The sequence below is a fragment of the Type-A symbiont of Plautia stali genome, assembly GCF_059731155.1.
The window spans coordinates 398,170-412,707 of sequence record NZ_AP035891.1 but is presented as its reverse complement, the minus strand read 5'-3'; the positions used below and the strand labels follow the sequence as shown (position 1 = coordinate 412,707).

General features: G+C 57.4%; 14 protein-coding genes, 1 tRNA gene and 4 pseudogenes. 8 read left to right on the top strand and 11 right to left on the bottom strand.

Annotation, left to right across the window (positions count from 1 at the left end; genetic code table 11):
- The first annotated feature begins 133 nt into the window (after positions 1–133).
- Positions 134–1,243 (top strand): annotated as a pseudogene (gene ompC / locus AC6I8M_RS02200) (porin OmpC).
- 22 nt (positions 1,244–1,265) lie between these two features.
- Here ompC and AC6I8M_RS02195 read toward each other — a convergent pair.
- Complete coding sequence (locus AC6I8M_RS02195) at positions 1,266–1,829, bottom strand: TetR/AcrR family transcriptional regulator (protein ID WP_010618072.1); 564 nt, start codon at positions 1,827–1,829, stop codon at positions 1,266–1,268.
- A 97-nt stretch (positions 1,830–1,926) separates the two neighbouring features.
- Here AC6I8M_RS02195 and AC6I8M_RS02190 point away from each other — a divergent pair.
- A pseudogene (locus AC6I8M_RS02190) lies at positions 1,927–2,382 on the top strand (nuclear transport factor 2 family protein).
- Position 2,383: 1 nt separating this feature from the next.
- Here the strand turns inward: AC6I8M_RS02190 and AC6I8M_RS02185 are convergent.
- Positions 2,384–2,539 (bottom strand): hypothetical protein, encoded by a 156-nt coding sequence (locus tag AC6I8M_RS02185; protein ID WP_010618074.1) that lies wholly within the window; start codon positions 2,537–2,539, stop codon positions 2,384–2,386.
- A 146-nt stretch (positions 2,540–2,685) separates the two neighbouring features.
- Complete coding sequence (locus AC6I8M_RS02180) at positions 2,686–2,799, bottom strand: response regulator (RefSeq protein WP_195910841.1); 114 nt, start codon at positions 2,797–2,799, stop codon at positions 2,686–2,688.
- 141 nt (positions 2,800–2,940) lie between these two features.
- On the opposite strand from AC6I8M_RS02180, the gene apbE reads away from it, so the two are divergent.
- The 3 genes from apbE (at position 2,941) to AC6I8M_RS02165 (ending at position 6,364) form a co-directional block, all read left to right on the top strand.
- Positions 2,941–3,972, top strand: a complete 1,032-nt coding sequence (gene apbE, locus AC6I8M_RS02175) for an FAD:protein FMN transferase ApbE (RefSeq protein ID WP_010618075.1) — start codon at positions 2,941–2,943, stop codon at positions 3,970–3,972.
- Positions 3,973–3,989: 17 nt separating this feature from the next.
- On the top strand, positions 3,990–4,631 hold the full coding sequence (gene alkB, locus AC6I8M_RS02170; protein ID WP_010618076.1) for a DNA oxidative demethylase AlkB: 642 nt from the start codon (positions 3,990–3,992) through the stop codon (positions 4,629–4,631).
- 86 nt (positions 4,632–4,717) lie between these two features.
- The gene (locus AC6I8M_RS02165) at positions 4,718–6,364 is read left to right on the top strand and encodes a multidrug ABC transporter permease/ATP-binding protein (protein WP_058948660.1); all 1,647 of its coding nucleotides are present in this window, start codon (positions 4,718–4,720) and stop codon (positions 6,362–6,364) included.
- A gap of 156 nt (positions 6,365–6,520) precedes the next feature.
- On the opposite strand, the gene AC6I8M_RS02160 is transcribed toward AC6I8M_RS02165, so the two are convergent.
- The 3 genes from AC6I8M_RS02160 to AC6I8M_RS02150 form a co-directional block, all read right to left on the bottom strand.
- Positions 6,521–6,910 carry a 4'-phosphopantetheinyl transferase family protein gene (locus AC6I8M_RS02160; protein ID WP_318285016.1) on the bottom strand — a complete coding sequence of 130 codons (390 nt, stop codon included), beginning with the start codon at positions 6,908–6,910 and terminating at the stop codon, positions 6,521–6,523.
- Between the two features lie 49 nt (positions 6,911–6,959).
- Positions 6,960–7,238 (bottom strand): hypothetical protein, encoded by a 279-nt coding sequence (locus AC6I8M_RS02155; RefSeq protein ID WP_022548160.1) that lies wholly within the window; start codon positions 7,236–7,238, stop codon positions 6,960–6,962.
- 76 nt (positions 7,239–7,314) lie between these two features.
- Positions 7,315–7,518: a hypothetical protein gene (locus AC6I8M_RS02150; RefSeq protein ID WP_010618078.1), complete on the bottom strand. Its 204-nt coding sequence runs from the start codon at positions 7,516–7,518 to the stop codon at positions 7,315–7,317.
- Positions 7,519–7,912: 394 nt separating this feature from the next.
- On the opposite strand from AC6I8M_RS02150, the pseudogene AC6I8M_RS02145 reads away from it, so the two are divergent.
- Positions 7,913–8,415 (top strand): annotated as a pseudogene (locus AC6I8M_RS02145) (hypothetical protein).
- 143 nt (positions 8,416–8,558) lie between these two features.
- Positions 8,559–8,819: a hypothetical protein gene (locus AC6I8M_RS02140; protein WP_022548163.1), complete on the top strand. Its 261-nt coding sequence runs from the start codon at positions 8,559–8,561 to the stop codon at positions 8,817–8,819.
- A 115-nt stretch (positions 8,820–8,934) separates the two neighbouring features.
- Here AC6I8M_RS02140 and AC6I8M_RS02135 read toward each other — a convergent pair.
- From AC6I8M_RS02135 to AC6I8M_RS02125, 3 genes are all read right to left on the bottom strand, one after another.
- Positions 8,935–9,011, bottom strand: a tRNA-Pro gene (locus AC6I8M_RS02135).
- Between the two features lie 72 nt (positions 9,012–9,083).
- Positions 9,084–10,832 carry an LPS biosynthesis-modulating metalloenzyme YejM gene (yejM, locus tag AC6I8M_RS02130; RefSeq protein WP_010618080.1) on the bottom strand — a complete coding sequence of 583 codons (1,749 nt, stop codon included), beginning with the start codon at positions 10,830–10,832 and terminating at the stop codon, positions 9,084–9,086.
- Between the two features lie 23 nt (positions 10,833–10,855).
- Complete coding sequence (locus AC6I8M_RS02125) at positions 10,856–11,083, bottom strand: YejL family protein (protein ID WP_010618081.1); 228 nt, start codon at positions 11,081–11,083, stop codon at positions 10,856–10,858.
- 158 nt (positions 11,084–11,241) lie between these two features.
- Here AC6I8M_RS02125 and yejK point away from each other — a divergent pair, with 158 nt between their 5' ends.
- Positions 11,242–12,246, top strand: coding sequence for a nucleoid-associated protein YejK (gene yejK, locus AC6I8M_RS02120; protein WP_010618082.1), 1,005 nt, complete (start codon positions 11,242–11,244; stop codon positions 12,244–12,246).
- A gap of 64 nt (positions 12,247–12,310) precedes the next feature.
- Here yejK and rplY read toward each other — a convergent pair whose 3' ends face one another.
- Positions 12,311–12,595, bottom strand: coding sequence for a 50S ribosomal protein L25 (rplY, locus tag AC6I8M_RS02115; protein WP_010618083.1), 285 nt, complete (start codon positions 12,593–12,595; stop codon positions 12,311–12,313).
- Between the two features lie 131 nt (positions 12,596–12,726).
- Positions 12,727–14,436: pseudogene (radD, locus tag AC6I8M_RS02110) on the bottom strand (DNA repair helicase RadD).
- Positions 14,437–14,538: the final 102 nt, after the last annotated feature.

The following is a 14,538-nucleotide window of genomic DNA, read 5'->3' as shown; positions in this document are numbered from 1 at the left end:
ACTTTCGGAAATTTAGTATCATTTTCGTGATAGATTATTGCTCTCCATAAAATAACAATAGCTTGCCGGCTGAATTTTTAAGCATTCAGTTAGCAGTGGCACATATGAAAGGCACATTACAGACGGTAATAAAATGAAACGTCGCGTTCTCTCCCTGATGATTCCTGCATTGCTGGTGGCAGGCTCAGCAAGCGCAGCTGAAATTTATAACAAAGATGGCAACAAATTAGACCTCTACGGCAAAGTAGACGGCCTGCACTATTTCTCGGACAACGATAGCCAGGACGGTGACCAGTCTTACCTGCGTTTTGGTTTTAAAGGTGAAACTCAGGTGACCGACCAGCTGACCGGCTACGGTCAGTGGGAGTACCAGGCTGCGCTGAACACCGCAGAATCGCAGGGCACCGCTAACAGCTACACCCGTGTCGGCTTCGCCGGTCTGAAATTCGGTGATGCGGGCTAGTTCGACTACGGCCGTAACTACGGCGTACTGTATGACATCGGCGCCTGGACTGACGTGCTGCCTGAGTTTGGTGGTGACACCTACGGTGCGGACAACTTCATGTTCCAGCGCAGCAACGGCCTAGCGACTTACCGCAACAGCAACTTCTTCGGTCTGGTGGATGGCTGGAACTTTGCCGTGCAGTATCAGGGCAAAAACGACAACCCAACCGAATCCTCTTCCGGTCGTGATATACTGGGTGAGAACGGCGACGGCTGGGGCCTGAGCACGACCTACGATCTGGGCTCCGGCTTCGGTCTGGGTGCGGCGATGTTCCAGTCTGACCGTACCAACAATCAGAACGGCAACGCGCCAGGCATTCTCGGTCGCGGTGATAAAGCCGAAGCTTACACCGGCGGTCTGAAATATGACGCTAACAACGTGTATCTGGCGGCGATGTACACCCGTTCTTACAACGCAACCCGCTTCGGCGCGGTGGAGTCCGCTGCGTACGGCTATGCCAACAAAGCGGACAACTGGGAACTGGTGGCACAGTATCAGTTTGACTTTGGTCTGCGTCCGTCTCTGGCCTTCGTCTCCTCACGCGGCAGCGATATCGAAGGTTACGGCAGCCAGAACCTGAAAAAATATGTCGACGTGGGTGCGACCTATTACTTCAACAAAAACATGTCGACCTATGTTGATTACCAGATCAACCTGCTGGACGACAACAACTTCACCGATGCGGCCGGTATCAACACCGACGACATCGTTGCGCTGGGCCTGGTTTACCAGTTCTAAGCCGGAGAGCGTGGCCTGCGGGTCACGCTCTGCTCTCCAGCAGCGCGTTCAGCGCCGCCTGCAGCGTTGCCGTAACCTGCTGCGCCGTTTCCCCCATTTGAACCTGCACGATTGCGCCATCCACCAGCAACACGATCTGCCCGGTTTTATCCTGCTGCGCCGTGCTGAGTCTTTCGGCAATGGCGGCCGCCATCTCACGCTTGTGCTGACGTATCAGTGCGCTCGCTTCCGGCAGGGTATCAGCCAGTTCTGCCGCGCTATTAATAAACGCACAGCCGCGGAAATCCTCCTCCTGAAACCAGCTCAGTAACGCAGCCTGCAGCGCCACGTTGATGGCAGGCTGCTGCGCCAGCGCGCTGCGAAAGCCGCTCATCCAGCGCTGATGGCGCTGCTGCAGAAACGCCAGAATTAAGTCATTTTTGGCCGGAAAGTGGCGGTAGAAGGTCACTTTGGTCACGCCAGCCGCGGCAATCACTTTATCGATGCCGGTAGCACGGATGCCTTGCGCATAAAACAGCTGTTGCGCGCTGAGCAGGATGCGGTCACGCGCGCTGGCGCTGGCATCAAACAGCAGGGGTGCGAGCATAAGAAAAAATTCCTGTTTTCGGGGGTAGACAGGATTGTCTACATACGGCAGGATGGATCAAGTCGACAGACCTGTCTACATCATCAGGAGATAAAAAATGCTCATTCCCCCGTTCGATCATCAAAGTGCCTTAGAAAAAGTGCGTATGGCGGAAGATGCCTAGAACAGCTGCGATCCGCAGCGCGTGTCGCAGGTTTACAGTGAAGATACCCGCTGGCGCAATCGCAGCGAATTCGTTAACGGCCGCGCGGACGTCGTGACCTTTCTGCAGCGCAAATGGGCCCGTGAGCTGGATTATCGTTTGATTAAAGAGTTATGGGCGTGGCACCACGATAAGCTGGCGGTGCGTTTTGCCTATGAGTGGCGCGATGACAGCGGCAACTGGTTCCGCAGCTACGGTAATGAAAACTGGCACTTTGGTGCCGATGGTCTGATGATTCAGCGCTTCGCCTGCATCAACGATTTGCCGATCAGCGCTGAAGCGCGGCTGTTCCACTGGCCGGCTGGCAGACGCCCGGACGATCATCCGGGCCTGAGCGAGCTGGGTCTGTAATTTACGGCGCGTTGCGCCAGCGTCTGACCTTTGCCGCCTGCTGCAGGGATGTGGTGGCAGGTGGCAGGCTGCCTTCCAGCGCCACGCCCGCCAGCGTAAAGGCGGAAAAGCTCAGCCAGCGCTGCCATTTATCCTGTTGTTCTGTTGCCTTACTCATATTGCACCTCGCTGATGTTCAACCCACCATCAACGCTGCACAATTCATGCCATGCCACCGCTCTCAGCGCCACGCACCCCGTGGCCGCTTTGTTACGCTGTGCCAGCGCTGAAGCGGTGCAGGATGCACGACACTGGTGCAATGCCTTAACGTCGGCGCGACGGATAGTGCTGAATCAGGCGGTGGCGATAGTGCTGCCAGCAACGGAAGCTTCCGTAAGCAAATAACCCGGCGGTAATAGCAAGAATTATATAAATCATCTGTCGCTCCTGTAAGGATTCTCGTGCAGGAACGCAGTATGCTGTGCCAGCCAGCGATCAACTTCAAGTAGCTTTAGACGGTTTTACAAGCGAGTTATGCTTTGTAATAGGCTGTAGTAATGAGCTCCAGACGAGGAATTGATGAATTTTCAGAACATTCTGCTGACAGGCATGGTAGCACTGCTGCTGAGCGGGTGCGAGCAAAAACCGGCGCAGCAGGCGCTGGTGCTGGAAGGCAAAACCATGGGAACGGTGTGGCGCGTGAGTCTGGCGGGCGTGGATGCTCAGCGTAAGGCCGCGCTGGAGCAGGCGATTCAGCAGCAGCTTGATCGCGACGATGGCGAACTCTCAACCTGGAAAAAGGACTCGGTGCTGTCGCGCTTCAACCAGTATCAGGGGCAGAATCCCCAGCCTGTCAGTGCCGATATGGCCGATATCGTCACCCGCGCGCTGCGCATCGGTCAGCTGACCGGCGGCGCGATGGACATTACCGTCGGGCCGCTGGTGAATCTGTGGGGCTTTGGCCCGGCGCAGCAGCCGGCGCATACGCCATCGGATGCCGTCATCGCCGCCGCCAAAGCGCAGACCGGCCTGCAACACCTGCGCGTGATTGAAACGGTGAACGGCCAGTGGCTGCAGAAAGATCTGCCTAGCCTGTATGTCGATCTCTCCACCATGGGCGAAGGCTACGCCACCGATCACCTAGCGCGGCTGATGGAGCAGCAAGGCATCACTAATTATCTGGTGTCGGTGGGCGGGGCCGTGCTGAGTCGCGGCCTGAATGCCAGCCAGCAGCCGTGGCGGGTAGCAATCCAGAAACCGACCGATCGCGAGAACGCGGTGGAGGCACGCGTTGATCTGCAGGGGCACGGAATCAGCACCTCCGGCAGCTATCGCAACTATTATGAACTGGATGGCAAACGCATTTCGCACGAGATCGATCCGGCCAGCGGCCGACCCATCGATCACCGGCTGGTCTCAGCCACGGTGATTGCCACCACCGCGCTGGAAGCTGACGGCTGGGACACCGGGCTGATGGTGCTCGGCACCGAGCGTGCCAAAGCGCTGGCGCTGAAACAGCATCTGGCGGTGTATTTGATTACGAAGCAGGGAGACGGCTTCAGCCACTGGATGTCGCCACAGTTCAAGTCGTTTCTTATCGATCAGCCCTGACCTGACAGGAGGTAACTGTGCTGGATCTTTTTAGTGAGGACGCGCCATGGCAGGAGCCGCTGGCCGAGGGCGCGGTGATTCTGCGTCGTCGGGCGCGCGAGCAGGCTGATGCGCTGCTCGCGGCAATTCATGACGTCGCGGCCCGTAACCCGTTTGCCCATCGCATCACACCGGGTGGACATCGCATGCCAGTCGCCATGACCAACTGCGGCGATTTCGGCTGGTCGACCGATTCGCGCGGTTACCAGTACACCGAACAGGATGTCAGCAGCGGCCGTAAATGGCCGCCGATGCCAGCGCTGTTCCGCACGCTGGCGCAGCAGACCGCGCAGGAGGCCGGCTTTGCCGGTTTCAATCCGGACGCCTGCCTGATTAACCGCTATGAGCCCGGCGCCAAACTGACGCTGCATCAGGATAAGGATGAGAAAGACTTACGCCAGCCGATTGTCTCGGTGTCGCTTGGCCTGCCGGCGTTGTTCCAGTTTGGCGGCTTCGAGCGCGGCGATGCGACGCAGCGCGTGCTGCTGGAGCACGGCGATATCGTGGTGTGGGGCGGTCCGTCGCGCCTGCGCTATCACGGCATTTTGCCGCTAAAAGCAGGCATCCATCCGCAGGCTGGCGCGTTCCGTTACAACCTGACATTCCGCCGCGCCCAGTAACCGTAAAACGGATCAGAATTATTCTTGCCTTCACCCGAAGCGCCATTAAACTGCAGGCTGCCTGGTTGACCTCTGGATAATTTTTAATGGCATTGCTTCAGGTTGTTTTTCGCCAGTACCGCTGGCCGTTTATCGGCGTGATTGTGCTTACGCTGCTCAGCGCCGCGCTGGGTATCGGGCTGATCGCCTACATCAATAATGAACTGATCGTGGCAGTCAATACCTCGCTCACCGTGCTGCCGGGCTTTCTCGCCCAGCTGTTTCTGCTGATGGCGGTGACGCTGGCGTCGCAGCTGGCGCTGACTCAGCTCGGCCACCATTTTGTCTGGCGGCTGCGCGGTGAGTTTATCAAGCGTATTCTGGATACCCGGGTTGAGCGCATTGAGCAGATTGGTAACGCTCAGCTGCTGGCCGGCCTGACCAGCGACGTGCGTGCCATCACTATCGCGTTTGTGCGCCTGCCGGAGCTGATTCAGGGCATCATTATTACGCTGGGTTCCGCGATCTATCTGGCGTGGCTGTCACCGCAAATGCTGTTGATCACCACGCTGTGGCTGGTGGTGACGCTGATCGGCAGCTGGCTGCTGGTGTCGCGCGTCTATCAGCACATGGCGAAGCTGCGTGACATCGAGGATGAGCTGTACCGTGATTTTCAGACCATCATTGAAGGGCGCAAAGAGCTGCAGCTTAACCGCGAGCGCGCTCAGCTGATTTACGACACCGTCTATCAGGAAAATGCCACGGACTATCGTCGTCATATTGTGCGCGCCGATACCTTCCATCTGAGCGCGGTGAACTGGTCGAACATTATGATGCTCGGCGCGATTGGTATTGTGTTCTTCATGGCCAACGGTCTGGGCTGGGCCAATACCGCTGTCGCCGCGACCTATTCGCTGACGCTGCTGTTCCTGCGTACGCCGCTGCTGGCCGCAGTAGGCGCGCTGCCGACGCTGCTCAGCGCACAGGTGGCATTGCGGAAAATTAATACCTTCGATCTGGCTCCCTACAGCGCCGGTTTCAAAGCGCTGCCGACGGTGAGCGACTGGCAGACGCTGGAGCTGCGTGATGTCTGTTTCCACTATGGCGAGCACGGTTTTGCCATCGGGCCGATCAACCTGACGCTGCGCCGCGGTGAACTGGTGTTTCTGATTGGCGGTAACGGCAGCGGTAAATCCACGCTGACGATGCTGCTGACCGGGCTGTATCAGCCGCATTCAGGCCGCCTGCTGCTGGACGGTAAAGAGGTGGACTGGCATAACCTTGATGCTTATCGCCAGCACTTCTCGGCGGTATTCACTGACGTGCACCTGTTTGACCGTCTGATTCGTCGCGGTGGTGAGCCGGCTAATCCGGCGCTGGTGCAGCAGTGGCTGGAGCGGCTGAAAATGCAGGACAAGCTGGAAGGCAACCGGGAACTCAACCTGCAGCTGTCGAAAGGGCAGAGCAAGCGGCTTGCTCTGCTGCTGGCGGCGGCAGAGGAGCGCGATATCCTGCTGCTCGATGAGTGGGCGGCCGATCAGGACCCGCACTTCCGCCGCATCTTCTACCGCGAGCTGCTGCCGTGGCTTCAGGCGTCCGGCAAAACCGTGTTCGCCATCAGCCATGACGATCACTACTTTATTCATGCCGATCGGCTGCTGGAAATGCGCGATGGGCAGTTAAGCGAGCTGACCGGCCGCGAGCGCGAGATGGCCACGCTGGGCGCCGTTAAACGCACCGATACCGGCCAATGACGGCTGGCGGCGGCAAAGCTTAGCAAAAACCTTTATTGGGCAAGATGTTGTCAGCGGGATACAGTGAATCGCAGCAGAGATCCTCGTCTCTGCCTCCCTGGAACACTTCTGTCGTCTTGTGTTGTCACCGGCCCGGGCTCATTCTGCGCCGGTTTTTTATTGCGTGCAGGCCGGGTGAGTGAGCAGTGTGACCACGCGCGCCGGCTGCAGCCAGAAGCGTGCGTCCAGCACGGTGCTGCGGGTAAATTCCGCGCTGAAATCCTGACACAGCTGCAACCGCGCGCGCTGCTGCGGCAGGTCGAGATCGATCAGCGCAGCCTGATGAAACGCCATGGGCTGATGCAGCCGCGGCCATAGCGCCTTATAAAGACTCTCTTTCAGCGAAAACAGCAGCGTTGCCGCCTGTGCAAAGGGCAGCTGCTGAGCCTGCAGCAGCGCGCGCTCCTGCGCGTTCATCAGCAGTTCTGCCGTGTCCTGCGCGGTTTCCTCTGCCATCACCTGCTCAACATCAATGCCCACATACAATGCCTCGCGCGTCGCGGCCATCACCACACAGTCATGGCTGTGCGACAGTGAAGCACGGATGCCTGCCGGCTCAGCACGGTGAGCGATCCGGCGCGTTGTGCAGCACAAAATCAGTGATTCCCAGCTGTTGCCGCACCAGCCAGCGGCTGGCGAGATATTCAATTTTGCGTTTGCTGGCTGCCTGCTGTAGCGCGGACGGCAGCGGCAGTTGCCACTGCGCAGGTAAAGCGGCGTGCCACTGTTGCCGATCAAAGCGGCACCACGCCAGCGATAGCGATTCAGCGGTGTGGCCAGCGGCGGTGATAAAACCACAAGCGGGCAGCGGCAGGGGCGTTTCGGCTGAGAACATAACGAGTAACGGCTGATGGAAAAGCGTGTTTTACCAGCCAGCCGCGGGCAGAGCAAGCCGAAAAGGCTGCTGCGGGTTAGCGATTTGGCGGGATAGCGAAACTCTTCATCTGCACCACAAAATGGTGGTGGCCTTTGGTAATGCGTGCACCACGGTCGCACCAGTGGCTCGCCAGGCGGAAGAAATCATCGCTGCCAATATCATACGCCAGCTCCACTTTGCTGATGCCTGAGTGCAGGAGTTCTTCCGCATCCTGCAGGTTTTTTGCTTTGATGACCATAACGAGATTCCATCACATTAACGGGAGCTTTAGGGTAGGGGAAATTTGTGACATTTTTGTTTCACTTTAATGAAATGCTGTCACAAATCAGTAAAAACGTGATCCCGGTCCGCTTTGCTGACTTCAGTTAAATACCTGATTCGCAGCATGAATGAAGTGTGATGCGAGATTATGCTGCAAGATTTTGCACCCTGAACAGCAAGGTCAGGGCCTGTCGCAGTGGTGACGAATATCAGCTTCTGTCGCTGTAATGGCGCAGTCATTTTCCATCTCTATCCTTGCTGTGATGGCTGTATTATGAAGTCCATCACATGCCGATAGCCGCTTCGTTTAACCAAGGTAAAGCGTGGTCGTAACATGCTGGTGGCTGACGAAAGAGGCTAAGGAGCGAACGATGCAAAAACTGGCTGGCATAATGTTACTGGGTTGCATGAGCGTGGGCGCTGCACAGGCAGCGGTTCTCAGCTTTCAGAATGCGCAGGGCAATATTGAAGTGGTGCCCGGCAAACCCACCTTTGTGCATAAACTGCACTACCGCAAACTCTATGATGAAAAGCCGTTCCCGGATGCGGTGATTTATTACTACGCAACGGGGTGTATAAAATCCTGTCGCAGGGTGAAAATCATTATGGCCTCTACGTGATGCAGGGCAGCGTTGAGGACCAGAGTTATACCATCCGCTATATTTCAACGCCGTCAAAAGACTGGGGCAACAAAACCGCCTTCCATCAGCTCACTTTTGTGAATGGTGCGCAGGCAAAAGTGTTTATTCAAAACGCGATTACGGATACCGGTGAGCAGATTGCCCAGCAAAACGGCGAGTTTTTGCTGCAGGATCACGATCCCGCAAACGCGGCGGCAGACCGCTGGGATGATGAATTGAAAATCAAGCGCTGACGGTAAAAGCCTTTCCTCTGCGCCGCAACCGTTACGGATCGGGTTGCGGCACCCGATGTGCCATCGTTAGCAAAGATTTTCCCTATCCCAGCGAGAATTGTTTCCGGCTGGCAACGCGGCCAAAACTCGATAATTATCAGGGCATGACTAAATATCGTGTAAGAGTGGGTTTTCACAACCCCTCAGCCCTGACCTTCAGGCAGCTGGATAAAATACTGGAACCGCAACGCTTCTGGCGCAGCGGTACGTTTCGCTACTTCATGGAGTATGAATATGAGTCGGAAGTGCGCGATATCTGCGAAGTGTGCGAGCTGGCTTATTCGCAGGCGTGCAAGGTGAAGAAATGCCCGCTCATTCTGGTGCAACCCTGCGAGACGGAAGTCCCGCTAACGTTTAACCCGTAAACGCGTGGCAGTTCGCGCGCTGAAAACCACCGCGCTCAGGGGGCGCCGGGTTTTACCATCGCAAAATGCAGGCAATAAAAGAATCAGCCGTAAGTGGCTGTTTTTTTTGGGGTTTTGGTCGGCACGAGAGGATTTGAACCTCCGACCCCTGACACCCCATGACAGTGCGCTACCAGGCTGCGCTACGTGCCGAACGTGGAGGATTATACTACTGGTTCCGTTGGCGATTGCAATATGCCGGCAGCTTAACTGCCTCATAATTAATCAGTTTGCCGTGAACCATTTCTCTTCCGTCAGCACTTGCAACAGCAGCGCCAGCTGAGGTTTATGATCTTTCAGCTTTTTGCCCTGGGCATCGTACGCGCTGTAGCTACCGTTGTTGCTGAGCACCAGCGTCACCGTTGGCGTGGTCACCACCAGTTTGCCATCTTCACTGCTGGCTACCCAGTTATGACTGCGCTGTGCGGCAAACAGATCTTCGCCCTGTGAATAGTTAACCGGACTGGTGCGCACGTGCAGCAGGCGCTGCATCAGCGTGGTCATCACATCCTGCTGATCGGTCAGGCGATCGATGCTCTGCGCCGGGGTATTCGGCCAGTGCACCACCAGTGGCACCTGCAGCGTCGCGCGGTTGCCCGGATTATCGCTGTTGTCGAAGGTGATGGCGCGCTGCGCCGTGATCACCACCACGGTATTCTTCAGCGCATCATTCTGCTGCAGCGTATGCAGCACCGCCGCGATTTGCTCATCTACGCTTGCCGCCTGGCGCATATAGCTGCGCTGGCGCGCTTTGGTGCTGTCGCCGGTTACCGTCACGCCGTTGAGCGCAATCCATGAGAACCAGGGCGCACCGCCTTTCTGACCATTGAGCCAGTTCTGCCACTGCGTCACCGTGGTGCTGTTGGGCTGTGTGTCGGCCTGCGGCAGGCTGTAATCCACCAGCAGCGCCTGACGGTACAGCGGCTGGCTAAAGCCATCGGAAGAGAACAGGCCGAACTGATAACCCTGGCTGTTCAGCGCGCCGAGCAGGGCAGAGGGCATGCGCGCCGCCAGTACGCCGTCCATGTAGCTGGAGGAGATACCGTAGAACAGGCCGAACAAGCCTTTTTCCGGCTGCAGTCCGGCGCTGTAATGCTGGGTAAAGCGCACGTTTTCACTGGCGAACTGATTAAGCGACGGCAGCGCTTTATCCACTGTGGCATTGTTCAGGCCGTCCACCGTCAGAATCAGCAGGTTGTGGCGCGTTCCGCCATCGCGGAAAGTAATATCGCTGAGCGGATACTGCACCGACAGCGCTTCCGAATCGCCCTGTTGCACCAGAAGGTGCTGATACTCCTGCGCATCCAGCAGGCCGTGTCGCTCCAGAAAACGCCGTGCGGTCATCGGATAGGAGAGCGGCAGGTTGGCACGCTGCATGGTAATCGGCCGGTAGAAGTTGGCATCGGCCCAGATATACAGCAGATGACTGGCAAAGAAGGCGCTGATAAACAGCGCGGCCAGCGGCTTGCCAAACGAACGCCGGTTCAGGCTGCGCAGCTTTTGCCAGCTCCAAGTGGCAAACGGCATCTCAACGAGGAAAATCAGCGGTACGCTGATAAACATCAGCTGCCAGTCGCGCGCCATCTCGCTTTGATCGGGGTTGACCACCAGTTCCCAGACCACCGGATTGAGGTGCAGATGGAATCGGTTGAACACCGCGCTGTCGACCATAATCAGCGTCAGCCCGGCCGTGGCGACCACGGCGGAGAGCACGCGCAGCAACCGCTGCGACATGGCGACAAACGTCAGCGGGAAGATGATCAGCAGATAAGCGGCAAACACGATAAAGCTGAAATGGCCAATCCAGCTGGTAAACGCATAAATACGGCCGGCGAGGAAAGAGGGCCAGTCGGCGACCAACAGGTAGCGGCTGCCTAGAATAAGCGCAAACAGAATATTAAACAGGGCAAACCAGTGCCCCCAGCTGATCATCTGGGAGACTTTTTCACGATAGCGCTGCCGGTTGGTTACCATATTTATGAGGTCAAATCTGCAATTTAGTGGGCGTTGTCATCGCGCACGGAAGACTGCATCGCTTCCGCAAACGAGCGGGCGAGGCTGCGGCGCTGGGCCGGTGCGATGTCGGTGTTGATCAAATTGGTCACCATGTTCCCCAACACCATCAGGGAAAGATCGGTTGGCGCTTTGTCTTTTTCAAGAACCTGCGCCAGCTGCGCGAGAAGCTGTTCGACGCGCGCGTCGCTGTAACGGGATGATTGTGGCATATCGTCGACTAATCAAGTGTGAAAACGCGGTATATTACCGTAACAACGCACTTTTTTCCGCAATTTTATCGCAAGCAGAACGATCAGTTTGTGCGCGCAGTTGAAAGCGGCTGCGGGCGGTGTTTGAATACGCGCCTGAGCCAAAAGGAGAGTCTACCATGAGTCTGGATATCGACCAGATTGCCCTGCATCAGTTAGTCAAACGTGATGAAAACCAGCTGGAACTGGTCCTGCGCGATACGCTGTTACCTGCCACGCAGGCGGTGGAAGAGATGGCGGAAGAGTTACACTGCGTCTATAGCGCCAAAAGCAAGGCTTACGGCCTGTTTAATGAAGACAGCGAGCTGGCGGAAGCGCTGCGCAACTGCCGCAAAGGGCAGGATGACTTCCTAGCGTTCAGCCGTGCGGCTACCGGACGCCTGCGCGACGAGCTGAGTAAATACCCGTTCGCTGAAGGCGGCGTGGTGCTGTTTCTGCACTATCGCTATCTGGCGGTGGAGTATCTGCTGGTGGCGGTGCTGAACAGCCAGTCGAGCATGCGTGTCAATGAGCAGCTCGACATCAGCAGCACGCACTATCTGGATATCAACCATGCCGATATCGTGGCGCGTATCGATCTCACCGAGTGGGAAACCAACCCGGAATCCACGCGCTACCTGACCTTCCTGCGCGGACGCGTGGGGCGCAAAGTGGCCGATTTCTTCATGGATTTCCTCGGGGCCAGCGTCGGTCTGGATACCAAAGCACAGAACCGCGGGCTGCTGCAAGCGGTAGATGATTACTGTGCCGAGTCCAGCCTGGATAAAAATGAGCGCCAGAACTATCGGCAACAGGTCTACAGCTACTGCAATAAACAGCTGCAGGCGGGCGAGGAGATTGCGCTGGAAGATCTCTCAAGCGAACTGCCGCCGCTGGGCGAAAAAACCTTTCAGGCGTTTACCCAGGAGCAGGGTTATGAGCTGGAAGAGCATTTCCCGGCCGACCGCAGCACCCTGCGTCAGCTGACGAAATTTGCCGGTAGCGGCGGGGGATTAACGCTTAACTTTGATGCCATGCTGCTGGGCGAGCGCATTTTCTGGGATCCGGCCACCGATACGCTGACCATCAAAGGCACGCCGCCGAATCTGCGCGATCAGCTGCAGCGTCGCACCGGCGGTCAGTAATAGCCCGATTTGCGCCATAAAAAAACGCCGCAGATGCGGCGTTTTTTCGTCAACCCGTTAGCGATTAAGCGCGAACGAAGTCGATGTGGTGCAGTTTTGGCTTGAACGGGTGACGCTGAACAGCCTGAACTTTAACTTTGGTTTCTTTACCGTCAACAACCAGAGTCAACACGTCGCTGTAGAACTCAGGCTTAGCCTGCATGTTCATCACAGCGTCGTGGTCCAGTTCGATAGAAACCGCAGCGTCTTTACCGCCATAGATGATGGCCGGGAATTTGTTCGCTGCGCGCAGGCGGCGGCTCGCACCCTTACCCTGCTCTTTACGTACTTCTGCATTAATAGTGAACATCTTAAGATCTCTTCTATAGTTCCTGCTACAGGCGACCCAGCAACAGGACGGTTATTCAATACGCTTTTACGGATGCAAAAGCGGGCGGCATTATAGCCGGATTGCCACAGCGGGGCAAATGATTCCGCCGCTTAGCGCCGCTCGTTGGCGCGGCGATAGCGTCCCTGATAATCGAACATTTTTTCCCGCACCGGCCAGAAGTGGCCTTTGGCGCGCGCCACCACATCGGCAGCGGTCTGCCAGCCGAGCTCCACGCCAGGCGCACGCTGATGCGGCCGCATAAACAGCTGCTCAAAGGCGGTGCGCTGCGCCGGGGTGCGCAGGCGAAAGCGCTCGCTGACGCTGGTGCCATCCTCATCAAAATAGGTGGCTTGCAGCCACTCGCCTTTATCATCGCGTCCGTGCGCCAGCGTCATACCACTGCAGCACAGTACGCGCGCGTCTTTCAGCTTCAGCGCCGCTTTCAGCATATCATCGGGGTCGACCAGCACCTTGTCGCACTGCTGGCAGCGGCGCGCGGCGATATCATTTTCTGCACCGCAGTCCGGGCAGCTTTTAAAGCGGAAACGGTAGTCGCACTGCGCGCGATTGCCCTCGTCATCGTCGAGCACGCCCTGACAGCGGCGGCCAAAGTGCTCAATGACGTGGCCATCTTCGGTCGCCTTGCCCCAGAAGGTGTTAGCAAAGCCGCAGGCCGGACAAAACACCTGCACCGGCTGGCTATCGCTGGCGCCTTTCGGTGCGCCGACTTCGGGCGTAAAGAGATCGTGCGGGTTTCCGGCGTAATCGAGGATCAGGCAGTCGGTTTTGCCCGGCGCCAGCCGCAACCCGCGACCGACAATTTGCTGATACAGGCTGACCGATTCGGTCGGGCGCAGAATAGCGATCAAATCGACGTGCGGCGCGTCGAAGCCGGTGGTCAGCACTGCCATGTTAACCAGAAACTTAAGCTGCTGCGCTTTGAACTGCTGAATCAGCCGGTCACGCTCCTTCACCGGGGTTTCCGCCGACACCAGCGCACTGTTTTCCGGCAGCAGACTGAGAATTTCCCGCGCGTGTTCAACTGTCGCGGCAAACACCATCACGCCGCGTCGCGTCTCAGCGAACTCGATGATCTGTCCCATGATCTGCGGCGTGACGCGCTGCTGCTGTTTCAGTTCGCGGTTAAGATCGGCCTCACTGAACAGGCCATTATTCTGCGGGATCAGCCGACTGAAATCGTACTGCACCACCGGCATATCCAGCCGCTCGGGCGGCACCAGAAAGCCATGTTTGATCATATAGCGCAGCGGCAATTCGTAGATGCAGTCGCGGAACAGCGCGTTATCATCGCCGCGCACCATGCCGTGATAGTGGTACGGTAAATCCAGCCTTTGCCCAGGCGGAATGGCGTGGCGGTCAGCCCCAGCAGACGCAGCTGCGGATTGTGCTGGCGCAGATGGGCGAACAGCTGCTGATACTGGCTCTCCTCCTTGTCGCTGATGCGATGGCACTCATCGACGATCACCAGCGAAAAGGCACTGTCAAAACTGGCCAGATTGCGTGCCACCGATTGCACGCTGCCGAATACCACTTTACCTTCGCTCTGCTTGCGCTGCAGGCCCGCGGCGAAGATGTCCGCCTGCAGGCCATACGCCTGATATTTACTGTGGTTCTGCTCCACCAGTTCTTTGACGTGAGCCAGCACCAGCACGCGACCGCGCGCCAGCCGCGCCAGTTCGGCGATCACCAGGCTTTTGCCGGCGCCGATTGGCAGCACAATCACCGCTGGCGTGGCGGCGAAAATGGGCAACGGTGGCATCAACGGCTTCTTGCTGATAGGGGCGCAGGGTAAACGACATGGGAGCCGGCTTTTTCTGGAAGGGACGCGCATTATGCCATGAAAGTGGCTGAAACGCAGGATCGGCACTATTAGCAGGCGAAGGTTCAGGCTATACGGCCCA